Here is a 22,272-nt window from a genome sequence, read left to right as displayed (position 1 = left end):
ACCCGGGGCATCATCCATCACCCTACAGGAGGAATAACAATGAAAAGCCTCGTTGACCATCTCAGTCAATACGCCGCCTACCACCGTGACCCGCGCAATATTGCCAGCCACTTTATCGGTATTCCGCTGATTGTAGTGGCGGTCGCAGTGTTGCTGTCGCGGCCGCAATGGGGCGGAGGATGGATTTCGCCGGCAGTGCTGGTCGCAATGGCATCGGCGTGGTTTTACCTACGCCTGGAGGTGCGTCTTGGGGTGTTGATGACCGTGTTGCTCGGTCTGTGCATTTGGGCGGGTCAGGTTCTTGCGCAACAAAGCACGCTGGTCTGGCTTGCCAGTGGCATCGGGATGTTTGTGGTGGGGTGGGCGATTCAGTTTGTCGGTCATCACTACGAAGGACGCAAACCGGCGTTTGTCGATGATGTGACGGGTTTGATTGTCGGGCCGTTGTTTGTGGTGGTTGAGTTGGCGTTTTTGCTGGGGTTGCGGCGGGATCTGAAAGAGCAGATCGAGGCGCGGGTGGGTGGTGTACGGGTCAATCCGAAAAAAGCGGCGGCTTAGGCCGCTTTAAAAGATCGCAGCCTGCGGCAGCTCCTACAGGGTTTTCGGTGACCACACATGTGTGCTTAACCCAAATCCACTGTAGGAGCTGCCGCAGGCTGCGATCTTTTGATCTTAGATGTTGGCGACTTTCTGCCAGACCTTCGGCTTGAAGAACAGCGTCTCGCCCTTCGCCAGCCCGATCAGGCTGTCGTGATCCTTCACCACTTCAGCTTCGATCAATTCGCTCTGGCCTTCGACCTTCAACGTCACCCGTGTCGTCGCGCCCAATGGACGAATATCCCGCACTTCGGCTGCGTGGTGATCCTCCATCTCATGACGTGACAGCGACACTTCGTGCGGACGGAACAGCACGTGTTTGTCTTCACCCAGATGCAGCCGGTTCGAATCGCCCAGGAAGTGATAAACAAAATCGCTGGCCGGGTTTTCGTAGACGTCGCCCGGTGAGCCAATCTGCTCGATCACACCTTTGTTCATCACCACGATACGGTCGGCGACTTCCATCGCTTCTTCCTGGTCGTGGGTCACGAATACCGAGGTCAGGTTGATGTCTTCGTGCAGGCGCGCGAGCCAGCGACGCAGTTCTTTACGAACCTTGGCGTCGAGGGCACCGAAGGGTTCGTCGAGCAGCAGGACTTTCGGTTCCACCGCCAGCGCGCGGGCCAACGCGATACGTTGACGCTGACCGCCGGAGAGTTGTTCCGGGTAGCGATCCGACAACCAATCCAGTTGCACCATGTTCAGCAGTTCGTGGACTTTCACCGCAATCTGGCTTTCGCTCGGGCGCTGGTTTTTCGGCTTCATGCGCAGGCCGAACGCGACGTTGTCAAACACCGTCATGTGGCGGAACAACGCGTAGTGCTGGAACACGAAACCGACGTTGCGATCACGCACGTCGTGGCCGGAGACATCTTCACCGTGGAACACGATGCTGCCCTGATCCGGCGTTTCGAGACCGGCGATGATCCGCAACAGCGTGGTCTTGCCGCAACCGGACGGGCCAAGCAGCGCCACGAGTTCGCCGCTTTGAATGTCCAGGCTGATGTTGTCCAGCGCCTTGAACGCGTGAAAATTCTTGCTGACATTACGCACTTCGATCGACATGACTTATTCCTCCGCGGCGCTGGCGCGCAGGCGGTTAATACGGGATTCGCTCCACTGCTTGAGCAGCAGGATGAAGAGCGCCAGGATCAGCAACAGGCTCGCCACGGCGAACGCGGCCACGTGGTTGTATTCGTTGTAGAGGATCTCGACGTGCAGCGGCAGGGTGTTGGTCACCCCGCGAATGTGTCCGGAAACCACCGACACCGCACCGAATTCACCCATGGCCCGCGCCGTACACAGCACCACGCCGTAGATCAGGCCCCATTTGATGTTGGGAACGGTGACGTGCCAGAACATCTGCCAGCCATTGGCCCCGAGCAGACGCGCGGCCTCTTCTTCCTGCGTGCCTTGCTCCTGCATCAACGGGATCAGCTCGCGCGCCACAAACGGCACGGTGACGAAAATCGTCGCCAGCACGATGCCCGGCAAGGCAAAGACGATCTGGATGTCGTGGTCCTGCAGCCACGGGCCAAAAATGCCCTGGGCGCCGAACATCAGCACGTAGACCAGACCGGCGATCACCGGCGACACCGAAAACGGCAGGTCGATCAGGGTCACCAGCATGCTCTTGCCACGGAACGAGTATTTACTCACGCACCACGCGGCGCTGACACCGAACACCAGGTTCAGCGGCACTGAAATCAGCACGGCGATCGCCGTGAGTTTCAGGGCCGACAAAGCGTCGGGTTCGAAGATCGCGGTAAAGAACGCACCGAGGCCAAGCTTCAGGCCCTGGGACACCACGATGAACAGCGGCAACAAAAGAAACAGCGCAAAAACCAGCCAGCCGAGGCCGATCAGGATCCGCCGCGAAGTGGCACTGCCACGGCGGGCGGCGTTGGCCGAGGAAGCGGCGCTAATAGACGATTGGGACATTGTTCGCGCCTCCTTATGGGGTTTCGATGCGCCGCTGCAGCAAGTTGATCAGCAGCAACAGGACGAAAGAAACCACCAGCATCAGTACACCAATGGACGTGGCGCCGGTGTAATCGTACTGGTCGAGTTTGACCATGATCAGCAGCGGCAGGATCTCGGTTTTCATCGGCATGTTGCCGGCGATGAAAATCACCGAACCGTACTCGCCGACCCCGCGGGCAAAGGCCAAAGCAAAACCGGTCAACCAGGCTGGCAGCAACGCCGGAACCAGAATATGGCGAAAAACCTGTAAGGGTTTTGCCCCGAGACACGCCGCCGCTTCTTCCACTTCACGCGGGATATCGGCCAGTACTGGCTGTACCGTACGTACTACGAATGGAAGTGTCACAAAAGTAAGGGCAAGGGTGATGCCGAGGGGGGTGTACGCGATCTTGAAACCCAGGTCCGCTGCAAACTGACCCACCAAACCGGCAGGGGCGTACAACGCGGTGAGTGCAATACCGGCCACGGCAGTGGGCAGCGCGAAGGGCAAGTCGATCATTGCGTCGATGACTTTGCGTCCCGGGAAGGTATAGCGCACCAGCACCCAGGCGAGCAGCGTGCCGATGATGCCGTTGATGATCGCGGCATAGAGCGCGGTGCCGAAGCTCAGCTTCAACGCTGCCAGCACCCGTGGAGCCGAGATGATCGCCCAGAACTGATCCCAGGTGAGTTGGGCGGCATGGACGAACATCGCCGCCAGTGGAATGAGCACAATCAGGCTGAGGTACACCAAGGTGTAGCCCAGCGTCAGCCCGAAGCCGGGTATGACGGGGGAGATACGACGCGACATAAAAGTCCTTGGTTGAGAACGCGCAAAGCCTCGAAGTGCAATTCGAGGCTCGTTTTATGGCTTATTCCAGGTTATTGAGCCTGATAAATCTGGTCGAACACGCCACCGTCGTTGAAGAACTTCGGTTGAGCGGATTTCCAGCCGCCAAAGTCCTTGTCGATGGTCACCAGGTCCAGTGTCGGGAACTGCTTGGCGTACTTGGCGGCAATATCCTTGTCACGTGGACGATAGAAGTTTTTTGCCGCGATTTCCTGGCCGGCCGGGCTGTAAAGGTGCTTGAGGTACGCTTCGGCGATCTCGGTGTTGCCCTTTTTCTCGGCGTTCTTGTCGACCAACGCTACTGGAGGCTCGGCGAGGATCGACAGCGAAGGCACGACGATGTCGAACTTGTCAGCGCCGCCATCTTCTTTCAAGGCCAGGAAGGCTTCGTTTTCCCAAGCCAGCAACACGTCGCCCTGACCGTTGTTGACGAAGGTGATGGTCGAACCGCGAGCACCGGTGTCCAGCACAGGAACGTGCTTGAACAGGGTTTGCACATATTCCTTGGCCTTGGCTTCGTTGCCGCCGTTGGCCTTCAGGCCATAGGCCCAGGCGGCGAGGAAGTTCCAGCGCGCACCGCCGGAGGTTTTCGGGTTCGGGGTGATGACTTCCACGCCGTTTTTGGTCAGGTCGCCCCAGTCCTTGATGCCTTTAGGGTTGCCCTTGCGCACCAGGAACACGATGGTCGAGGTGTACGGCGTGCTCGCTTCCGGCAGACGCGTCTGCCAATCCGCCGGCAGGGTTTTGCCGAGTTTGGCGATTTCATCGATGTCACCGGCCAGGGCCAGGGTCACCACGTCGGCGCGCAGACCGTCGATCACCGCCCGGCCCTGCTTGCCCGAACCACCGTGGGACTGCTGGACTTTCACGTTGTCGCCAGCGTGGTCTTTCTTCCAGAAGCTGATGAATTCAGCGTTGTAGTCCTGATACAACTCGCGAGTCGGGTCGTACGACACGTTGAGCAGTTCGTAATCCTTGGCAACCGCGGAACCAGCAAAAAGGGCACTGGCCAGGGCGGCCAAAGCGAAATGACGAATCGACGACATGGTGAAAGCTCCTGGAATTCTGATTGTGTTGGCTTTTTCTTAGGGTGTGCTGGAATCGGGCTGCCGGTTTTTTAACTCGGTTTGTTGCCTGGATTCTGCAAACGGAATTTCTCTTTGCGTTCAATCTGGACCACCTGGGCGTTGTGCACGGTGATCTCCACCGCGCCAAAACGCAGATCGCGCAAGGCGCTCTGGATCTCACGCAAAATGGTTGCTTCGTCCTGACCGTCAACGCTACGTAGGGATGCGCTCATGGTGCTGCTCCTTCGACAAGAGATTGCCCGGCAGTGGCGGGACTGCTTGCGGCGTGAGAGCAATAGTAGATAAGCGCAGATATTCTTAAAAAGACTATTTAAGAATGTTTATATAACCAAAAGAAATTATTTGATGGGGCGAGGGTTTGTGCAGGAAATGACTTTTTCAAGCCCTCAAAAAGCCTGTGGCGGGGGGATTAGCCAATGACCGGCGCACGTATCCAATCCAGCTGCCCGGCCGGCACCGGCCGTCCAAACCAGTAGCCCTGCCCCAGATCGCAGCTGTGTTCGAGCAGGAAACTCGCCTGCTCGACCTGCTCGATCCCCTCGGCATGAACCTGCATTCCCATGCTCTGGGCCAGCGCAATGATCACCCGCACAATCGCCGCGTCATCCTCATCCCACGGCAACCCGGCAACGAAGCCCTGATCGATCTTGAGTTTCTGTACCGGCATTCGCTTGAGGCGCAGCAACGACGAATAGCCTGTACCAAAGTCATCGATGGCCAGCCGCACGCCTAATTCACGCAACCTGTGCATCTGCTCCAGCGCGACTTCCGGGTCATCCATCACAGCGCTCTCGGTGACTTCCAGCTCCAGACAGGCAGGATCCAGCCCGGTTTCGTGCAGCACCTTCGCCACCTGCCCAAACAACTCACGGCGGGCGAACAATCGAGAAGAAACATTCACCGCGACAAACGACAACACCACCCCGGCCTGCTGCCACTGGCACATCTGCTCACAAGCCTGGCGCATCACCCAGGCATCAATTTCGGCGATCAGACCGGTGCGCTCGGCAATGGGAATGAACACTGCCGGCGACACCAACCCTCGCTGTGGATGCTCCCAGCGCACCAATGCCTCGACGCCGATCAGGCGACTGGTCTTGAGGTCGTGAACGGGCTGGTAATAAACCCGCAACTCCTGCTGCTCCAGCGCACGACGCAATTCGAATGCAGTCTCGACTCGTTGCTGGGCATGGGCGGTCAATTCTTCGGTATAGAGGGCGTAGTCGTTGCGGCCGGCACTCTTGGCCTTGAACAGCGCCGAGTCGGAGTTGCGCAACAGCTGCTCGGCGCTCAAGGCGTCGCCGGGGAACAGGCTGATGCCGACGCTGATATTGACGAACAACTGATGCCTGTCGATCTGGAACGGCTCTTTGAGGCCATCGATGATCCGCTGAGCCAGCGCCGCAGCGTGCACCATTTGCGGACAGCTTTCAGCGAGCACGGCGAACTCGTCACCGCCAAGGCGCGCGAGCGTGATCCCCGGACCGACCATCGCTTTCAAACGCTCAGCCACGCCCTTGAGCAACTGGTCCCCAATGCTATGCCCGAGGCTGTCGTTGATCATCTTGAAGTGGTCAAGATCGATCATCAGTAGCGCGCAGCCGCGCTTGTGCAACTGCGCCGAAGCCAGGGCCTGCTCGGCGCGGTCGGTGAACAACAGTCGATTGGGCAGATCGGTCAGCGGATCGTAGTGAGCCAGGTGCGTCAGCTCATGTTCGGAATTCTTGATTGCGCTAATGTCGGAAAACACTGCCACGTAATGGCTGCGCCGCCCCCTCTCGTCGTCAATGACGCGGATGGTCTGCCATTGCGGGTAGATCTCGCCGCTTTTGCGGCGGTTCCAGATTTCTCCGCTCCACTCGCCGGTGCTGTTGAGTGTCGCGAACATCGTCTGGTAGAAAGCCTGTGGGTGATGACCGGACTTGAACAGACTGGGGCGCTGGCCGAGCACCTCTTCGCTCTGATAGCCGGTGATTGTCATGAAGGCCCGGTTTACATGGACGATCAACCCTTTGTTGTCGGTGACCAGCACCCCTTCACGCGTGCAATCGAACACCGCGGCCGCCTGACGCAAACGTTCGCGGTCTTCAGTGCGCTCACGCAACTTTGCACCGATCCCCAGGCAACGGAACAATCGCGCCCGGGCGACGAAAATCAGACCGGCGCTGAATACCACCCAGGCATAACCGTTGATCAGTTGCCATCGCATTAACTCTGCAGAGCCATCGAAGAAACTGTTCAATAAATGGCCACTGAACTGCAGCCAACCGACGGAAACCAGAAGGTAAAGCAGTGCTGCGCGCAGAGCATCGCGATAGGTAGCAGACATTCGGCTGTCCATGTCCCTTCAAAAAGGATGGAATTATAGTTTAAAGACACATCCAGCCACTCTTATCTGAAAGGGTGACTGGTTTTATCTGTGGGCTTGGTGATAATGCAACGGCTGTTTTTTTCTTTATCGAGGGCCCAATAGACTATGTGGTACGAAGGTTTTCTCGGCTTGTCGCCCTGGTCACTGGTGGCAGCCACCCTGCTGATGACCCACGTGACGATCATCGGCGTCACGGTCTATCTGCACCGTTATTCAGCCCATCGCTCCCTGGAGCTCAATGCTGGCCTGAAACATTTCTTCCGCTTCTGGCTGTGGCTGACCACGGCGCAGAACACCCGTGAGTGGACCGCTATCCACCGCAAGCACCACGCCAAATGCGAAACCGTCGATGACCCGCACAGCCCGGTCATCAAGGGCCTCTCCACCGTTCTGCGCAAAGGTGCCGAGCTGTACCGCGCCGAAGCGGAAAACCCCGAGACCCTGCGCATCTACGGCAAGAACTGCCCCGAAGACTGGATCGAACGCAACCTGTATAGCCGCTTTCCGCTGCTGGGCGTGGCGATCATGGGCGTCATCGACCTGCTGCTGTTCGGCACCATTGGCATCACCATCTGGGCCATCCAGATGATGTGGATCCCGGTGTGGGCCGCCGGCGTGGTCAATGGTCTTGGCCATGCCATCGGCTACCGTAACTTCGAATGCCGCGATGCGGCGACCAATCTGGTGCCCTGGGGCATCCTGATCGGCGGCGAAGAACTGCATAACAATCATCACACCTACCCTAATTCGGCAAAACTGTCGGTGAAGAAGTGGGAATTCGATCTCGGCTGGGCCTGGATCCAGGTCTTCAGCTTCCTGCGTCTGGCCAAGGTCCAGCGGGTTGCGCCAATCGCCCACCGGGTCGAAGGCAAAGGCAACCTGGACATGGACACCGCCATGGCGATCCTCAACAACCGCTTCCAGATCATGGCCCAGTACCGCAAATTGGTGATCGCACCGCTGGTCAAACAAGAGCTGGAAAAGGTCGATCACTCGGTCCGTCACCAGTTCCATCGTGCCAAACGCCTGCTCTCGCGGGAAACCAGCCTGCTGGATGACAATCACCACATTCGCATCCAGACCATGCTCGAGCACAGTCAGGCGCTGAAGGTAATTTACGAGAAACGCCTGGCCTTGCAGCAGATCTGGGTCAAGACCAGCTCAAATGGTCACGATATGCTGGCCGCCATCAAGGATTGGGTACACGAAGCCGAGGCCAGCGGGATTCAATCCCTGCGCGACTTCGCCGATCAGTTGAAAACCTACTCCCTGCGCCCCGCCGCTGTCTGACGCCGTTGATCGGTGCGCCCCGTTCGCGGGCGCACCCTTCGGAACTTAGCTCCAAATCCCCTATCTCAAAGACACTTCGCCATCCAGGCGGGCCGGCCGCTTTCGAACCTCGAACGGCACACGCCCTTTGAGACTTTGTGTCGATGGTCAATAAAAACCTGAAAGACTCATCCCTCCCGCAATGGCCCGAGGCCGCGCAAACTTTGCTGGCGCTGATGCATGCACAAGGCGAAGTGGCGCGTCTGAGCGAACGCGAACAGCTGTTCAGCGCTCTGCTGGTGAGCGTCAACGCGGTGCTTTGGGCCTTCGATTGGGAATCCCGTCAGGTGCTCTATGTCAGCCCCGCCTATGAACGGATTTTCGGCCGCTCCGCAGGCCTGTTGCTGTCCGACTACAACCAATGGCGCGACAGCATTTACCCCGACGACCTGGACTATGCCGAACGCAGCCTGGCTGAAGTGTTGGTCAAAGGCGCCGTTGAAGACCGCGAGTACCGAATCATTGCCGCCGACGGCCAGGTCCGCTGGCTCAGTGACAAGTGCTTCATCAACCGCCAAGCCGAGCCGGGGCAACCCGTGATCATCGTCGGTATTGCCGAAGACATTACTGACAAGAAACAGTTGGAAACCGAGCTGCAACGCTTGGCCACCACCGACGTACTGACCCAGAGCAGCAACCGCCGACACTTCTTCGACTGCGCTCACCGTGAATTCGAACAAGCACGGCTTCAAGGCACGCCGCTGGCGTTCCTGCTGCTGGACATCGATGATTTCAAAGTAATCAATGACACTTACGGCCACCTGGAAGGCGACAACGTGCTGCAGCGGATCGCCGAGAGCGGTCGCGCGGCGTTGCGTCGCGGTGATGTGTTCGGGCGAATTGGCGGTGAGGAATTCGCAGCGGTATTTCCCGGCTGCGCGCCAGACATGGCCATGCAGGTGGCCGAGCGCCTGCAACGGGAAATTCAACGATTAAGTTTCACCCATGGCGACCAGACGTTCGGCATCACCGTCAGCCAGGGACTGACCAGCCTCACCGATGAGGACGAAAACGTCGACAGCCTGTTTGCCCGCGCGGATGCGGCGATGTATGAAGCCAAGCGCCAGGGTAAGAACCGCATCATTTCCGGCTGAACCCGAACTCAAGCCCAACACAAAACCAATGTGGGAGCGAGCCTGCTCGCGAAAGCGGTGAATCAGTCACCATCAACTCTGACTGTCACACTGCTTTCGCGAGCAGGCTCGCTCCCACAGGGGCATGCGTCAGGCTTATTTTTTGCGCAAACGCATCAATTCCGGCAATCCAATCTTGAGCAACCGCGCAGTCCGGCTCTTCGCCAGCGCTTCAACGCCCTCATGCTCAGTCAGCCGCGCCAATTGCGCAGCCATGTTCATCACCAGCGCTTCACGCGAGTAAACCCCGCCACCGAACTGGTAGACCGCCGCAATCAGCTCTCGCAGCTCCAGCGGCAGGCGCCAGCGAGTGCGAAGCGCCGAACCATAGCCCGCGCCGAATTTAGCCAGCGCCTCGCCGACCTCCTCCCATTCATCCAGCTCACCACCAGCCTGCTTCCATTCCTGCAAACACCGCAACAGCGCAAGGTCGCCGAGGCGATGCAGCATACCGGCGCAATAACAGCGCTCCTGATCCAGATCCAGCAGGCGCGCCAAGGTCCGGCCATATTCGGCGGTGCGTAGCGATAACTCCCAATAGCGCTCGGCATAGTCGGCCAGAAACGGATCGCTGAGGCGGGCACTGCGCTTGAGGGCCAGCCCCAGAATCAGGTTCATGCTTTGCCCGGTGCCGAGGCGATGCAGCGCCTGGGACAGGGTTTGTACAGCAACGCCATGGTGCTGAGCCGCGCTGTTGGCGGCGGCGATCAGCACGGCGGTGATCTGCGGATCAGTACGGATCTCATCATGCAGCAATGTCAGATCGAGGCCGTTGGGATTGAGGCTGCGTTTGACCGCCAACTGAACGTCGGTCATCAGTGGTGCGCCGTCGGCCAGCTCACGTCGACGATCCAGGTAAACCGACAAGGTCATGCCCGGCGCCAGCGAAGGCACTTCGCAAGACACCTCTTCGCCGGCGTTCAACAGCAAATCCTGCAAGCGGTGGGTCAGGCTTTCCATGTTCAGAGGCTTGGTCAGGTACGCTGCAGGCGCCAGGGGCAGAGCTTCGCGAACGCTGGCGCTGTCATTGCGACTGCTCATCAAAATGAATGGCAGCGGTGGATTGCGTTTGCGCTGACGGACACTGCGCAAGACATTCAAACCATCGACACCGGGCAGTTCCCAGTCGACGATCACCAGGTCGTAAGGATTTTCCGCCAACAGGTGCAGCGCTTCCTGACCGTCAGCACACAGATCCAGCCGCGCGTCGCAGCGCACATTCAACAAAACCTGCTTGAGCAAGTCGCGGGACCAGGGGTCGGCTTCGGCAATCAGCACACGCGGTGCAGCGGGTAACACCACAGCAATCATTTACACACCCCAAAGATAGTGCCTGCACCTTAGTCAATGTCGGCCATTCGATACAGCGCATTTGCCATCGATGTGTTCCGGGGACACAAAAAAACCCGCCGAAGCAGGTTTTTTTGTCGATCAGTTCACACTTGGCAATCAGAGCTCAGAGAAGCACTCTTCGATGATCGCCAGACCTTTGTCCAGCTGCTCGTCCGGCGAAGTCAGCGGCACCAGCACACGCAGAACGTTGCCGTAAGTACCGCAGGACAGCAGGATCAGACCCTTGTCGCGAGCCTTGGCCACAACGGCGGCTACCGCTGGAGCGTTCGGCTTGTGGCTGTCGCCGTCGACGAACAGTTCGACTGCGATCATCGCGCCCAGGGCACGGACTTCGCCGATCACCGGGTACTTGGCCTGGATGGCTTTCAAGCCAGTGACCAGACGCTCGCCGACTGCCTTGCAGCGGTCCAGCAGGTGCTCTTCTTCGAACACTTCCATCACGGCCAGGGCCGCAGCGCAAGCGATCGGGCTACCCGCGTAGGTGCCGCCCAAGCCGCCTGGAGCAATGGCGTCCATGTATTCGGCTTTGCCGCAAACACCGGCCAACGGGAAGCCGCCAGCGATGGATTTGGCAAAGGTGGTCAGGTCGGCAGCAACGCCCATCTGTTCCATGGCGAAGAAAGTGCCGGTACGGCCAGCGCCAGTTTGTACTTCGTCAGCGATCAACAGGATGCCGTGCTGGTCGCACAGAGCGCGCAGACGCTTCATGAACTCTTTAGGCGCGACGTAGAAACCGCCTTCGCCCTGAACTGGCTCAATGATGATGGCAGCGATGTCACGCGGCTCGGCGTCGTTCTTGAAGATGCGTTCGATGCTGGCGATCGAATCGTCGATGCTCACACCGTGCAATTCGTTCGGGTACAGCGCGCGGAAGATGCCGCCTGGCATCAGGCCCATGCCGGCCGAGTACGGCACGACTTTACCGGTCAGGCCCAGGGTCATCATGGTGCGACCGTGGTAAGCGCCGGTGAAGGCGATCACGCCAGCACGGCCAGTGGCGGCACGGGCGATTTTCACGGCGTTTTCGACGGCTTCGGAACCGGTGGTCACCAGCAGGGTTTTCTTGGCGAAATCACCTGGCACCTTGACGTTGATTTTTTCGCACAGTTCTACGTACGGCTCGTAAGCCAGTACCTGGAAGCAGGTGTGGGTCAGCTTGTTCAGCTGCGCGGTCACGGCGGCGATGATTTTCGGGTGCAGGTGACCGGTGTTCAGCACGGCGATGCCGCCGGCGAAGTCGATGAACTCGCGACCTTCAACGTCAGTCACGGTGGCGTTCTTCGCGGACTCGGCGAAGATCGGGTGAATCTGGCCAACACCGCGTGGTACAGCGGCTTCGCGGCGTTTCATCAGGGATGCGTTTGTCTTGCTCATAAAGTCCTCATTCACCGCTCATCGGGCGGCGTGGTTCAAGGAAAATGCGGCGGGGAGGCAACTACGGCAGCATGCGATGATCGACTGCCACAGCGTTCCCGGCCACAGAGAAAATTCCGTTTGAAGCGCAGAAAGGGACAGCGCTCTCGTGCCCTTTCCGCTTGAAGCAATGCCTGGCCGGGCTTAGATGCCCAGGCAGAGGTATTTGATTTCCAGGTAATCTTCGATGCCGTACTTGGAGCCTTCACGGCCCAGGCCCGACGCCTTGATGCCGCCGAACGGCGCGACTTCGTTGGAGATCAACCCGGTGTTGACGCCGACCATGCCGTATTCCAGGGCTTCAGCCACACGGAACACACGACCCAGGTCGCGGGCATAGAAGTACGAAGCCAGACCGAACTCGGTGTCGTTGGACATCGCGATCACTTCGGCTTCGTCTTTGAAGCGGAACAGCGGCGCCAATGGACCGAAGGTTTCTTCCTTGGCCACGGCAGCGTTCTTCGGCACGTTGGTCAGAATGGTCGGTTCGAAGAAGTTGCCTTCCATAACCTTGCCACCCGCCAGAACGGTTGCGCCTTTGCTGATCGCGTCAGCAATGTGCTCTTGAACCTTGGCCACGGCTTTTTCGTCGATCAGCGGGCCAGTGGTGGTGCCTTCTTCCAGACCGTTGCCGATCTTGAGTTTGGCCACAGCCACTTTCAGCTTCTCGGCGAACGCGTCGTAGACCGAATCCTGAATGTACAAACGGTTGGCGCAGACGCAGGTCTGGCCGTTGTTGCGGTACTTGGAAATGATCGCGCCTTCGACAGCCTTATCCAGGTCCGCGTCGTCGAACACGATGAACGGCGCGTTGCCGCCCAGTTCCAGAGAGACTTTCTTGATGTCCTTGGCACATTCGGCCATCAGCTGACGGCCGATCTCGGTCGAACCAGTGAAGGACAGTTTGCGCACGATCGGGTTGCTGGTCAGCTCGCTGCCGATGTCGCCAGCACTGCCGGACACAACACTGAACACGCCGTTCGGAATGCCGGCACGCTGGGCCAGTTCAGCCAAAGCGAATGCCGAGAATGGAGTTTGCGAAGCAGGCTTGAGCACCATGGTGCAACCGGCGGCCAGCGCCGGGCCGGCTTTACGGGTGATCATTGCGGCCGGGAAGTTCCACGGGGTGATTGCAGCGGTCACGCCGATTGGCTGCTTGATCACGATCAGGCGCTTGTCTGGCTGATGGCCCGGAATCACATCACCGTAGACGCGCTTGGCTTCTTCGGCGAACCACTCGATAAAGGAAGCGGCGTAAACGATTTCGCCCTTGGCTTCAGCCAATGGCTTGCCCTGTTCCAGGGTCATCAAGCGAGCCAGGTCGTCCTGGTTCTCGATGATCAGTTCGAACCAGCGACGCAGCTTGTTCGCACGATCCTTGGCGGTCAGTGCACGCCACGCCGGCAGCGCTTTGTCAGCGGCTTCGATCGCACGGCGGGTTTCGGCAGCGCCCATTTTCGGCACGGTGCCCAGAATTTCGCCCGTTGCCGGGTTGTTGACCTTGATCGTCTGACCATTGTCCGCATCAACCCAAGCGCCATCGATAAAGGCTTGCTGGCGGAACAACTGGGTATCTTTAAGCTGCATGTCGGCTTTCCTTAACAGCACCGCGCACGCGCGGAGCGAATTATGATTGTAGAAAGGCGCCTTATAGGCTGCCGTCAGGGAAATCATTCACCGGGCTGAAGCACATAAATAGCGCACTGATTGAAACTCGTGCGGTTCAGCACCCAGACAAGAGCGTTTGAAATCTCAAACGAATCCTAGGATCAAAGGGGGTAAAGGACAATAGCCTGTTCGAAAAAAAGAACGAAAACGCCGCATTTGCCTAATTTTTCTGATCAACGTAGCAAACACAGGTTACGCTTTGGAAAACCGCAGGCGATTCAGCAGCATGGACGCCCGCAGCGCATATGAGTATCATGGCGCCCGCATTGCACCAGTAGCTCAGCTGGATAGAGTACTGCCCTCCGAAGGCAGTGGTCGTGGGTTCGAATCCCGCCTGGTGCACCATACGTAGTAAATGAAAAAGCCTCAGATCTTAGGGTCTGGGGCTTTTTTGTGCCTCACTTACAGCCCATTGCTATCAACGCTTCCTAGAACCACTGATAGCTGATGTACTCCTGTTCCAACCGCAAGCCATTACGAACTCGGTTATCCCTCAGCTCGTCGAAAAGAACCCTTTCTTTTTCGGTGAGGTTCGGCAAGTCATGTACAAACTGATCCGCTTCTTCTCCCCATAGATTTTTATGGGCCACAAGCGTTACGCGATCCATCAGAAATGACTCAACATGATCGAAGCGACGGCGAAGCCGGTCCAGAATAGCGAAGCCATGCAGAGCAAAGAAGAGCGTTATGCCGCTGGTCCACATGACCCAACCTTAATGAATCAAGCGATACAGGGATTGCGAGAAAACCAGTGGTTCGATGAATTACCGTTGGATGATGGGAAACGATATGAGTATCGCCCTCTAACCCAGGCTGGCGCTCACCGTCTAGCCTTTGAAGCACTATGGTCTGCCGAACAGCGTCAACAGCTTAATGCTCTAATCGAGCTTATGCGCCCCTGGGATACCGCACGATGCGAACGCGTTTCCACGCTCTATAGCGCATGGAATGACTTGCTAATCGAGGGCCGTGAAACCAACGAAGCTGCCATCCTTCAAGAAGTTTTGCATGGGTGGAATGAAAGCAAATTGAAATACAGCGAAGCTCAGTGGCGAACTGAACTGGCAGAAATGCACCAGCATAGTTTTCTTATCCCCACCGGATTTGGCAACCGAACCAGTGGAGGAAAAATGACGCTCCCAGGTTTCGAGCCATCGATTTAAAATCAAAAGAAAGAGGCTGCCACTTGGTGGCGAGGGTGATGCGCCAATAACGCAAGGCTATCCAAAACCGTGGCAGGGCTATCAAGAGCAACGAGCAACTTGAATTACTGAGGTGCAATAGCACAGTAGTCAGGCATGCACCTCACGATCAAGAACGTCAGCTACCCACTGATTGATACTCTTGTGGGCTAGCTGCGCTTTTACGGCGACAGTTGCGTGGAGTGCCGGCGCTAAACGCAGACTGAGGTGGCCAGAATAGGGCTTCTGCGGCGTGCGCCCGAGCTTGGCGCAAGTCTCCAGATAATCGGTGACGGCCTCTTCAAATGCATCTCGAAGCTCCTGTACTGACTCGCCATGAAACCCAACAATATCTCTGATACCAGCAATATGGCCGACAAACAGGCCATCTTCCTCGCTGTATTCAATTCGGGCGGCATAGCCTTTGTAATTCATTACGCTCATGGGGTGACTCCTGCTTGTTCAAGGAAAGCCCGAGCATCACGAACCTGGTAGGGCTTTGCTTCTTTGTCCGGGTGTGGTCGGTGAAAGGTGGCGACCACACCGTTCAGCTCAAAGCGCACCCGGGACCCATTGCCTTCAATGGTCTTGGCGCCAGCGGCACCGAATAAAGACTCGATACGGGCCCACTCCAGCGCGGCTGGGGTCGGCCTTGAGAATACTGCTTTCAGGGTGCTGAGCTGTTTGTTATTCATGGTATGAAATTATGATACCGCGCAAAAGAAAGCAACCCTGAATCCTGACTCATCGGCCCTGTCCACACCCTAAGCGCATGGCGGCTCTGGGCCTGGACGGATGGAAGTGACCAAGACTGAAGACACGTTGTTTCGAGATTCAAGGTGAATCTTCTTGATTTGGGTGAGCGTCATCAGGCCATCAAATGCAACTTCGAGTCACATTTACGGGCTGTATAAGCCGATGGTTAGCGGACTGAAGGGGCAGTTGTAAACTAAAAGTTTACAACTGCGGCACGCGTCAGTGTCAGACGCGTGCCGGCCTTCGTACATTACTTGGGTAGTTCTTGGGCGATTCTTGGGTAGTCAGCGGCCACTGGCGCTCTGACAATCGCCGTTGCCATTGACCCGATATCCGAGGTTGCAGGAGATCCGCCTGCGCGATACCCTTCCGCCGTCGCTGCCAATTCAGCGACCGGGCTTGGTAACCCGATGGAATAAGGCGCAACAGCGCCCCCAACACGATTGCAGGCGTTTTTTTTCGCCTGTGATCTTGTGTTATGGCGGCTGTGCGTGGGACGTCTTCGGACGTGCCGGTTTCCTTGATTCCCCGGTTTACCAACCTGCGCACAGTTGCCACCCATTCGCTTGGTATCGAATGCGCGGCAACTTCTTAAATCAAGGAAGTGAACAATGCGCAGCATCAATCCGTACAAAACTTGGTTCATACCCCAACGCGATTTCGAGTCGCAATCCCACCGCACCTCTATCAATGGAGGTGGCAAATGACCGAACCATCAGAGCTGAAAACCATCGGCTTAACGCCCGCCATCTACTGCTCGGATCAAGCGGTGTTCCACTTCACTCGCGGTGTGCCTCTCGGCGACGCGTTATCCATGGCTTCAGACTTTCTGTTCCTCGCCAAAGCACTGTCCAAAGATGCTGCCTACGACAGAGAAAGCGATCGTCACGCCTGGGCTGCGCATTATTTGACGGCGCTGAGTAAGGCGTTGGTTGATGATGTGGTGAAAGTACTGACGCGAGGACCCGCTTCGCACAAGGAAAGAACCACAGAATAGCGGCACCCCACCATTCAAATTGCAGGTCCTGATTTGTTGGGATCTGCAATTTGAAAGAGTAGTGCTATCAGAGTGCCGCTTTCACTCGGTGGTCCAATCAAACTCGTCGTATTCATCATCCTCTTCGTCCTCAACCACTTCTTCATCAAGAACGTCTTCCTCAAGCGCTTCTTCTGCCTGCTTCGCCAGCAGAAACTCCTTACGACTCTCAGTAACTGCTCGCCGTAATTCCTCGCCCTTCTCCGGGCAGTTGAGCATTTGGGCGATGCGGTCGATTTTTTTCGCCATGACTTCCTCCAACGCATCGGCTATAGCCCGATAGTGCGCGTTTTCCGGCGTCGATGCCAAATTGACGGCCGCTGTGCCCTTCAGTTTTTCTGCAACGCCTTGAGTCGGGCCGTGAGGTTTTCTTCAGGGAAACGCTTGTGCAATGTCTTCAACAGCGCATCGGCAGCTTGTGACTGACCGGCCTTTTGCAGGCGTACCACTTCTCGCAATTGCTCATCCAGCGTTTTCGCCGGGGCTGCTGCCCGTTTGCTGACTTTTGCTTCATCGGCCATTTCGGCATTGATCGATTCACTTTGCGCGGGGGCGGACATCATCGCGCCGGCGGGCGCAGCCAGTGAACGAGCAACCGAAGGGGGTGCCTCTGCGGCTTCTTTTTTGGCGACCGGTGCAGACGCTTGGGGTGCAGGAGCGAAGTCATAATCCGGGACTTGGTCCGGAGGGCGTTGCACCAGTGCAAGCATCAGGGCCACGCCGACGAGGCTGGCAAATGCGACCTCCCAACGGGGTTTCTGGCAGGCCTGCACCCAGCGTTTCCACAGACTTGGCTTCTGCACAGGGACTTCGCGTTGCGCGGTGGCGAGGAGGAAAGCGTCGAGATGGGACGGTGGTTCTCCAGCCGCATGCTCGCGGTAATGCTGTAGCACTTGGTCTTCCGGTGTCTGTTTGGCGTCAGTCATGTCAGTACCTCCTCGGCCAGCAGCCGACGCAGTTTTTGCTGGGCGTAGCGCAAGCGACTCTTGACAGTTTCCAGCGGTGTTTCGGTGAGGGTGGCGATCTGCGGTAAATCGAGATCGCCGTGGGCACGGAGCAGGAACACTTCGCGCTGGTCAGCCGGCAGGTTTTGCAGGGCCGCTTCGAGGCGCTGGTTGTCGCGGCTCAGGTTCAGCAGGTGTTCGGGGTCGGCAGCGTCATCGCTCAACGCGTGGATCTGTTCGTCGTAGCTGTCGTGCAGGGGGTTATGGATACCGTGTTTGCGCCAATGATCGATCAGTCGATTGCGGGCAATCTGGTAAAGCCAGGTACGAAAATTCGCCCGGCCTTGTGGCTGACTGGTGCTGCGGATCAGGCTCAACCAGGTTTCCTGGTAAACCTCTTCGGCCAGTTCGGACTTGCCGCTCAGGCCGAGCAGGAATCGGTAGAGCCCTTGGCGGTGACGAGCGTACAAAATCTCGAACGCCGGCCCGTCGCCTGCGCGATAACGGGCCAGCAGCGATTCGTCGCTCGGTTCAGGAGCAGACATATCAGTTGTAGCCTCCCTTAAGCGGCTCACTATTGGATGCGGTCGTGGTTCGCAGGCTCTGCGCCAACTCCACCAATTGCACGAACTCTGCCCGCAGACCGAATCGATCTTCGCCCCGCGCACCACGGGCCAAGGCTTCCGTGTCCTTCAGGCTGAAATCACCGGTATAACGTCCGTCCTTGAGCTGCTGGGAAAACGCCGCCACGGCCGCCGCAAATCGCAGGTCATCACTGGCTTTGCCGACCTGACCATTGACGATCGGCCGCTCGATCAAGCGACTATTCCCACCCTCAGGCAGCTGATACCTCACTCGCAACATCGCCAATTCCCCAGTCTTTTCGGAAACAGCGGCCCCAGGAGTGCCATACCGCAGCGGCTCCAGCCAGCCCTTTTCACCCTTGGGCACAATTTCGTACAACGCCGTCACCGTATGCCCTGCGCCGATTTCACCGGCATCGACCTTATCGTTGCTGAAATCCTCGCGCTTCAACGCACGATTCTCATACCCCAGCAGCCGATATTCACTGACCTGTGCCGGGTTGAACTCCACTTGCAGCTTCACGTTCTTCGCAACGACGGCGAGGGTCGAGCCGAGCTGATCCACCAGCACCTTGCGCGCCTCGCGCAGGTTGTCGATGTAGCCATAGTTGCCGTCGCCAGCATCGGCCAACTGTTCCATCAGGTGTTCATTGTAGTTATCCACACCAAACCCCAACGTGGTCAGGGAAACCCCGGTCTTGCGTTTATCCACAGCCATTTGCTTGAGGCTGTCGAAGTCGCTGATGCCGACGTTGAAGTCACCGTCGGTGGCCAACAGGATGCGGTTGATACCCTTGGGGATAAACGCCTGTTGCGCCATCTGATAGGCCAGTTCGATGCCTGACGCCCCAGCGGTGGAGCCGCCGGCGGTCAATTGTTCGATAGCTGTGCGAATTTTCGCTTTGTCGCGTCCGGACGTCGGCTCCAGTACCACACGCGAATCGCCGGCGTAAACGACCAACGAAACCCTGTCCTGCTCGCGCAATTGATCAACCAGCAATTTGAGGGTGCTTTTGACCAGCGGCAAACCCTCGCGTCGATCCATCGAGCCAGACACGTCCACCAGAAACACCAGGTTCGCCGGGGCCAACTCCGCTACCGCGCGGTCCGAGGCCTTGATGCCGATGCGCAGCAATCGGGTATGCGGGTTCCACGGTGACGGCGCCAGCTCTGTGGTCACGCCGAACGGCGAGCCATCGGTGGGCAATGCGTAATCGTAGGGGAAGTAATTGACCATCTCCTCCAGGCGGACCGCACCTTCCGGTGGCAGGCGCCCCTGATTGAGCAAGCGGCGGACGTTGGCGTAGGCGCCGGTATCGACGTCGGCGCTGAAGGTTGAGACCGGTGCTTCGGCCACGCTGTGAATCGGATTATCCGCCAGCGCTTGATATTGCTCACGCTGTTCATCCTGATAACCCGGCGGCGAAGATTCAGGCGCATAACCCGTGATGGGGGCCGGGCGCACGCTGCGTTTGGCCATTTTTGCATCGGCCATGACCGTCTCGCTGCGCACCAGCGCACCTTGCGCCGGTGGCGGAACCGGAACCGATGCGGAATCAGGCTTGGATGAAACGCCGCAACCGGCAATGGCCAGCAGCAACCCGGCGGCAAAACCCTGGGCGGCCGGGCGGAGGAAATGCAGAGGGAGGGACATGGGGGCTGACCTCAGGAGGAAATTGATCCATTCATCCTCTGAGACGGACAGCCCGGTAGATTCGGGTTAAGGCTGCCGAAAAAACTTCAGCGGTGATAACGCCGCACCACACTGCTGTTTTTCAGCACATGGCCTTTGATTTTTTCCAGTAGCTGCGCGCGCGTCAGACCGGCAGGTAAAGCTTCCGGGGCCAGGTCCAGGGCGTAGAGCTGGATGATGTAGTGGTGCGCACTGTCGCCGACCGGCGGGCAAGGGCCGACATAACCTGTGTTGCCTTTGCTGTTAGTGCCACCGACACCTTCAAGGGCGGATTTTGCGCCGACGCCGGCGGCAATCTGATGAGTCGTGGCTTTGATGCCGTAATGCACCCAGTGATCGACGCCTTGGCCTTTTTGGCCGTCAGGATCGTGCATGACGATGGCATAGCTCAACGTACCCGCCGGCCCGGCGTTCCAGTTCAAGGCCGGTGACTGGTTGTGCCCACCGCAATTGGGCGCATCGCTGGCGGCAGCCGAGGTGAACAGTCGATCGTCGGTGACACCTGGGATGTTCAGGGTAAAACGCTCCTGGGCCTGCGCCGAAAATTGCACGCAAAGGGCGACTGCAACGGCCGCCAGCCAAGGGTTCAGAGAGGTCAATCGGGGCATACCGGAGCACCTTGTGCGGGTGGGGCCGTCGTCGGCGTGCAAACTATAGCCGGACCGTTCATTCGGTGGCAGTGGGAATTGGCTGAACCTCCAGAGAAGCACCAAACTCTTAAGTGAAACGCTTGCCTGGAGAATGATCATGGCACTGCACCGCGTTGCCTGTTACGCCGACGTTCCCGAAGACCATGGCCTGGAAGTGCGGATCGCGGACACGAAAATTGTCCTGCTGCGGGTCGGCGATCAATTGCGCGCCTATCAGGGCGAATGCCCTCACGCCGGCGCACCGCTGGCCGAGGGTGCGCTGCGTCATGGGCGCTTGATCTGCCCGTGGCACAAGGCAACGTTTCGGATCGAGGACGGTGCGCTGTGCGAACCGCCAGCTCTGGACAGCCTCAAGCGTTTTCCCCTTGAGGTGCGCGAAGATGAGGTCTGGGTCGACGATCAGCCGATGTCCGACGCTCACACCCCACCGGCGGACGATGAGCGGACGTTTGTGATCATCGGCGCCGGCGCCGCAGGCACGGCGGGTGCGGCGGCGCTGCGGGAGAGAGGCTTCGGTGGTCGGGTGCTGTTGATCGACCGTGAAACCGAAGCCGGTTACGACCGCACGGTATTGAGCAAATTCGTGATTGCCGGGGAGATGCCGCCGGCAGAAATCCCGCCGCTGCGTGATGAACACTTTTATCGCGCCCAGCGCATTGAGCGAATAAACGCTGAAGTGGCGAGCCTGGACGCCGCGAACAAAACGTTGCAGTTGCTCGACGGGCAATCGCTAAGCTACGACGCCGCGCTGCTCGCCACCGGAGCCACACCCAATCCTCTTACGCTGCCTGGCGCCGACCTGCCGCAGGTGTTCTTGCTGCGTTCCAAGGATCAGGCGCAGCGAATTCTGGAGTCGGCAAAACCAGGCCAACGAGCGGTGATTATCGGCGACAGTTTTATCGCCATGGAATCCGCCTCCTCGCTGCGTCAATTCGGCCTGGACGTCACCGTTCTGGCCCGCCACGCCGTGCCTTTCGTCAAACAGTTTGGTGACGCAGTCGGCAAAGCGATTCGTGCCCTGCACGAGGCCAACGGCGTGGTGTTTCATACGGATGGCGAAGCAACGCACATCGAAGGAGCCGCCAGGGTCGAAGCGGTGCGTCTGGACAACGGCCAACGTATACCGGCGGATTTGGTGCTGGTCGGCATTGGCGTCAGCCCGGCAACCGGCGCATTTACCGGCCTGCCCATGGAAAAGGACCAATCACTGAAGGTCGACGGCGGGATGCGCGTGACCGATGGGCTTTGGGCCGCTGGCGATATCGCGACCTTCCCGCTCAACGGCCAGCCACAACGGATCGAACACTGGCGTCTGGCACAGCAACAGGCGCGGATCGCGGCGATGAACATGCTCGGCGGCGACGAGCATTACCTCGGTGTGCCCTATTTCTGGACCTGGCACTTCGGTAAAAACTACGACTACCTTGGACACGCCGAAACCTGGGACGAGATCGAGTTCAAAGGCGACCCCGACCATCCACCCTTTATCGGGCTGTTCGGTAAGTACGGATTGGTGGTCGCCGCGGTGGCTTGCGATGAAGAACGTGCGGTAGCGCTGCTCGCCGAACGGATGAAGCAGCCGCTGCCGGTGGACGAGGCATGGCGGCTGATTCGGGACTTGAATTAACGGCTGCTCCCCCCATTTCAAACGCCAGACAGCAAAA

Annotated in this window: 23 protein-coding genes and 1 tRNA gene; 7 read left to right on the top strand and 17 right to left on the bottom strand. The window is 58.3% G+C overall.

Annotation, left to right across the window (positions count from 1 at the left end; genetic code table 11):
- Positions 1-39: 39 nt before the first annotated feature.
- A complete protein-coding gene (locus ACYZTX_RS02475) occupies positions 40-558 on the top strand; it encodes an Mpo1 family 2-hydroxy fatty acid dioxygenase (protein ID WP_462032805.1) in 519 nt (172 codons plus the stop codon).
- A gap of 114 nt (positions 559-672) precedes the next feature.
- Here the strand turns inward: ACYZTX_RS02475 and ACYZTX_RS02470 are convergent, their stop codons facing one another.
- From ACYZTX_RS02470 to dibA, 6 genes are all read right to left on the bottom strand, one after another.
- Entirely contained in the window at positions 673-1,662 is a 990-nt protein-coding gene (locus tag ACYZTX_RS02470; RefSeq protein WP_462032804.1) for a sulfate/molybdate ABC transporter ATP-binding protein, read from the bottom strand.
- A 3-nt stretch (positions 1,663-1,665) separates the two neighbouring features.
- Positions 1,666-2,538: a sulfate ABC transporter permease subunit CysW gene (cysW, locus tag ACYZTX_RS02465; RefSeq protein WP_462032803.1), complete on the bottom strand. Its 873-nt coding sequence runs from the start codon at positions 2,536-2,538 to the stop codon at positions 1,666-1,668.
- Between the two features lie 13 nt (positions 2,539-2,551).
- Positions 2,552-3,370 carry a sulfate ABC transporter permease subunit CysT gene (gene cysT / locus ACYZTX_RS02460; protein ID WP_462032802.1) on the bottom strand — a complete coding sequence of 273 codons (819 nt, stop codon included), beginning with the start codon at positions 3,368-3,370 and terminating at the stop codon, positions 2,552-2,554.
- A 71-nt stretch (positions 3,371-3,441) separates the two neighbouring features.
- Positions 3,442-4,455: a sulfate ABC transporter substrate-binding protein gene (locus tag ACYZTX_RS02455; protein ID WP_462032801.1), complete on the bottom strand. Its 1,014-nt coding sequence runs from the start codon at positions 4,453-4,455 to the stop codon at positions 3,442-3,444.
- Positions 4,456-4,526: 71 nt separating this feature from the next.
- Complete coding sequence (oscA, locus tag ACYZTX_RS02450; protein WP_007941032.1) at positions 4,527-4,709, bottom strand: sulfur starvation response protein OscA; 183 nt, start codon at positions 4,707-4,709, stop codon at positions 4,527-4,529.
- Positions 4,710-4,906: 197 nt separating this feature from the next.
- On the bottom strand, positions 4,907-6,826 hold the full coding sequence (dibA, locus tag ACYZTX_RS02445; protein WP_462032800.1) for a phosphodiesterase DibA: 1,920 nt from the start codon (positions 6,824-6,826) through the stop codon (positions 4,907-4,909).
- A gap of 147 nt (positions 6,827-6,973) precedes the next feature.
- Here dibA and desA point away from each other — a divergent pair, with 147 nt between their 5' ends.
- On the top strand, positions 6,974-8,158 hold the full coding sequence (gene desA, locus ACYZTX_RS02440; protein ID WP_462032799.1) for a delta-9 fatty acid desaturase DesA: 1,185 nt from the start codon (positions 6,974-6,976) through the stop codon (positions 8,156-8,158).
- A 143-nt stretch (positions 8,159-8,301) separates the two neighbouring features.
- Positions 8,302-9,291 carry a GGDEF domain-containing protein gene (locus tag ACYZTX_RS02435; protein ID WP_462036975.1) on the top strand — a complete coding sequence of 330 codons (990 nt, stop codon included), beginning with the start codon at positions 8,302-8,304 and terminating at the stop codon, positions 9,289-9,291.
- A gap of 135 nt (positions 9,292-9,426) precedes the next feature.
- On the opposite strand, the gene ACYZTX_RS02430 is transcribed toward ACYZTX_RS02435, so the two are convergent.
- From ACYZTX_RS02430 to gabD, 3 genes are all read right to left on the bottom strand, one after another.
- Positions 9,427-10,641: an HDOD domain-containing protein gene (locus tag ACYZTX_RS02430; protein ID WP_462032798.1), complete on the bottom strand. Its 1,215-nt coding sequence runs from the start codon at positions 10,639-10,641 to the stop codon at positions 9,427-9,429.
- Between the two features lie 138 nt (positions 10,642-10,779).
- Positions 10,780-12,057, bottom strand: a complete 1,278-nt coding sequence (gene gabT / locus ACYZTX_RS02425; protein ID WP_462032797.1) for a 4-aminobutyrate--2-oxoglutarate transaminase — start codon at positions 12,055-12,057, stop codon at positions 10,780-10,782.
- Positions 12,058-12,240: 183 nt separating this feature from the next.
- Complete coding sequence (gabD, locus tag ACYZTX_RS02420; protein ID WP_054050229.1) at positions 12,241-13,683, bottom strand: NADP-dependent succinate-semialdehyde dehydrogenase; 1,443 nt, start codon at positions 13,681-13,683, stop codon at positions 12,241-12,243.
- 349 nt (positions 13,684-14,032) lie between these two features.
- Here gabD and ACYZTX_RS02415 point away from each other — a divergent pair.
- Positions 14,033-14,109, top strand: a tRNA-Arg gene (locus ACYZTX_RS02415).
- A gap of 83 nt (positions 14,110-14,192) precedes the next feature.
- On the opposite strand, the gene ACYZTX_RS02410 is transcribed toward ACYZTX_RS02415, so the two are convergent.
- A complete protein-coding gene (locus ACYZTX_RS02410) occupies positions 14,193-14,468 on the bottom strand; it encodes a Wadjet anti-phage system protein JetD domain-containing protein (RefSeq protein ID WP_462032796.1) in 276 nt (91 codons plus the stop codon).
- Here ACYZTX_RS02410 and ACYZTX_RS02405 point away from each other — a divergent pair.
- Positions 14,388-14,927, top strand: a complete 540-nt coding sequence (locus ACYZTX_RS02405) for a hypothetical protein (protein ID WP_462037131.1) — start codon at positions 14,388-14,390, stop codon at positions 14,925-14,927. The two genes, ACYZTX_RS02410 and ACYZTX_RS02405, sit on opposite strands and share 81 nt — an antisense overlap.
- A gap of 129 nt (positions 14,928-15,056) precedes the next feature.
- On the opposite strand, the gene ACYZTX_RS02400 is transcribed toward ACYZTX_RS02405, so the two are convergent.
- On the bottom strand, positions 15,057-15,389 hold the full coding sequence (locus ACYZTX_RS02400; RefSeq protein WP_056746376.1) for a type II toxin-antitoxin system HicB family antitoxin: 333 nt from the start codon (positions 15,387-15,389) through the stop codon (positions 15,057-15,059).
- Positions 15,386-15,640: a type II toxin-antitoxin system HicA family toxin gene (locus ACYZTX_RS02395; protein WP_046047280.1), complete on the bottom strand. Its 255-nt coding sequence runs from the start codon at positions 15,638-15,640 to the stop codon at positions 15,386-15,388. Before ACYZTX_RS02395 ends, ACYZTX_RS02400 begins: the two co-directional genes overlap by 4 nt.
- Positions 15,641-16,404: 764 nt before the next feature.
- Between ACYZTX_RS02395 and ACYZTX_RS02390 the strand changes: the two genes are divergently transcribed.
- On the top strand, positions 16,405-16,698 hold the full coding sequence (locus tag ACYZTX_RS02390) for a DUF3077 domain-containing protein (protein WP_462032795.1): 294 nt from the start codon (positions 16,405-16,407) through the stop codon (positions 16,696-16,698).
- 81 nt (positions 16,699-16,779) lie between these two features.
- On the opposite strand, the gene ACYZTX_RS02385 is transcribed toward ACYZTX_RS02390, so the two are convergent.
- From ACYZTX_RS02385 to ACYZTX_RS02365, 5 genes are all read right to left on the bottom strand, one after another.
- A complete protein-coding gene (locus tag ACYZTX_RS02385; RefSeq protein WP_462032794.1) occupies positions 16,780-17,046 on the bottom strand; it encodes a hypothetical protein in 267 nt (88 codons plus the stop codon).
- Positions 17,047-17,066: 20 nt separating this feature from the next.
- Complete coding sequence (locus tag ACYZTX_RS02380; RefSeq protein WP_462032793.1) at positions 17,067-17,663, bottom strand: hypothetical protein; 597 nt, start codon at positions 17,661-17,663, stop codon at positions 17,067-17,069.
- A complete protein-coding gene (locus ACYZTX_RS02375; RefSeq protein WP_462032792.1) occupies positions 17,660-18,226 on the bottom strand; it encodes an RNA polymerase sigma factor in 567 nt (188 codons plus the stop codon). The genes ACYZTX_RS02380 and ACYZTX_RS02375 overlap by 4 nt, the downstream gene beginning before the upstream one ends.
- A 1-nt stretch (position 18,227) precedes the next feature.
- On the bottom strand, positions 18,228-19,919 hold the full coding sequence (locus tag ACYZTX_RS02370) for a vWA domain-containing protein (protein WP_462032791.1): 1,692 nt from the start codon (positions 19,917-19,919) through the stop codon (positions 18,228-18,230).
- Positions 19,920-20,005: 86 nt separating this feature from the next.
- Positions 20,006-20,566 (bottom strand): YbhB/YbcL family Raf kinase inhibitor-like protein, encoded by a 561-nt coding sequence (locus ACYZTX_RS02365; protein WP_462032790.1) that lies wholly within the window; start codon positions 20,564-20,566, stop codon positions 20,006-20,008.
- Positions 20,567-20,705: 139 nt separating this feature from the next.
- Between ACYZTX_RS02365 and ACYZTX_RS02360 the strand changes: the two genes are divergently transcribed.
- Positions 20,706-22,235, top strand: coding sequence for an FAD-dependent oxidoreductase (locus tag ACYZTX_RS02360; RefSeq protein ID WP_462032789.1), 1,530 nt, complete (start codon positions 20,706-20,708; stop codon positions 22,233-22,235).
- The last annotated feature ends 37 nt before the right edge of the window (positions 22,236-22,272 follow it).

This window comes from Pseudomonas sp. MDT1-17 (assembly GCF_054898105.1).
This window is presented reverse-complemented; position numbering and strand designations above follow the sequence as displayed.

Bases quoted from the DNA above. Each gene is read 5' to 3' on its own strand.
- ACYZTX_RS02475 (WP_462032805.1), top strand. From the start codon at position 40: ATGAAAAGCCTCGTTGACCATCTCAGTCAATACGCCGCCTACCACCGT.
- ACYZTX_RS02470 (WP_462032804.1), bottom strand. From the start codon at position 1,662: ATGTCGATCGAAGTGCGTAATGTCAGCAAGAATTTTCACGCGTTCAAG.
- cysW (WP_462032803.1), bottom strand. From the start codon at position 2,538: ATGTCCCAATCGTCTATTAGCGCCGCTTCCTCGGCCAACGCCGCCCGC.
- cysT (WP_462032802.1), bottom strand. From the start codon at position 3,370: ATGTCGCGTCGTATCTCCCCCGTCATACCCGGCTTCGGGCTGACGCTG.
- ACYZTX_RS02455 (WP_462032801.1), bottom strand. From the start codon at position 4,455: ATGTCGTCGATTCGTCATTTCGCTTTGGCCGCCCTGGCCAGTGCCCTT.
- oscA (WP_007941032.1), bottom strand. From the start codon at position 4,709: ATGAGCGCATCCCTACGTAGCGTTGACGGTCAGGACGAAGCAACCATT.
- dibA (WP_462032800.1), bottom strand. From the start codon at position 6,826: ATGTCTGCTACCTATCGCGATGCTCTGCGCGCAGCACTGCTTTACCTT.
- desA (WP_462032799.1), top strand. From the start codon at position 6,974: ATGTGGTACGAAGGTTTTCTCGGCTTGTCGCCCTGGTCACTGGTGGCA.
- ACYZTX_RS02435 (WP_462036975.1), top strand. From the start codon at position 8,302: ATGGTCAATAAAAACCTGAAAGACTCATCCCTCCCGCAATGGCCCGAG.
- ACYZTX_RS02430 (WP_462032798.1), bottom strand. From the start codon at position 10,641: ATGATTGCTGTGGTGTTACCCGCTGCACCGCGTGTGCTGATTGCCGAA.
- gabT (WP_462032797.1), bottom strand. From the start codon at position 12,057: ATGAGCAAGACAAACGCATCCCTGATGAAACGCCGCGAAGCCGCTGTA.
- gabD (WP_054050229.1), bottom strand. From the start codon at position 13,683: ATGCAGCTTAAAGATACCCAGTTGTTCCGCCAGCAAGCCTTTATCGAT.
- ACYZTX_RS02405 (WP_462037131.1), top strand. From the start codon at position 14,388: ATGATCGAAGCGACGGCGAAGCCGGTCCAGAATAGCGAAGCCATGCAG.
- ACYZTX_RS02410 (WP_462032796.1), bottom strand. From the start codon at position 14,468: ATGTGGACCAGCGGCATAACGCTCTTCTTTGCTCTGCATGGCTTCGCT.
- ACYZTX_RS02400 (WP_056746376.1), bottom strand. From the start codon at position 15,389: ATGAGCGTAATGAATTACAAAGGCTATGCCGCCCGAATTGAATACAGC.
- ACYZTX_RS02395 (WP_046047280.1), bottom strand. From the start codon at position 15,640: ATGAATAACAAACAGCTCAGCACCCTGAAAGCAGTATTCTCAAGGCCG.
- ACYZTX_RS02390 (WP_462032795.1), top strand. From the start codon at position 16,405: ATGACCGAACCATCAGAGCTGAAAACCATCGGCTTAACGCCCGCCATC.
- ACYZTX_RS02380 (WP_462032793.1), bottom strand. From the start codon at position 17,663: ATGACTGACGCCAAACAGACACCGGAAGACCAAGTGCTACAGCATTAC.
- ACYZTX_RS02375 (WP_462032792.1), bottom strand. From the start codon at position 18,226: ATGTCTGCTCCTGAACCGAGCGACGAATCGCTGCTGGCCCGTTATCGC.
- ACYZTX_RS02370 (WP_462032791.1), bottom strand. From the start codon at position 19,919: ATGTCCCTCCCTCTGCATTTCCTCCGCCCGGCCGCCCAGGGTTTTGCC.
- ACYZTX_RS02365 (WP_462032790.1), bottom strand. From the start codon at position 20,566: ATGCCCCGATTGACCTCTCTGAACCCTTGGCTGGCGGCCGTTGCAGTC.
- ACYZTX_RS02360 (WP_462032789.1), top strand. From the start codon at position 20,706: ATGGCACTGCACCGCGTTGCCTGTTACGCCGACGTTCCCGAAGACCAT.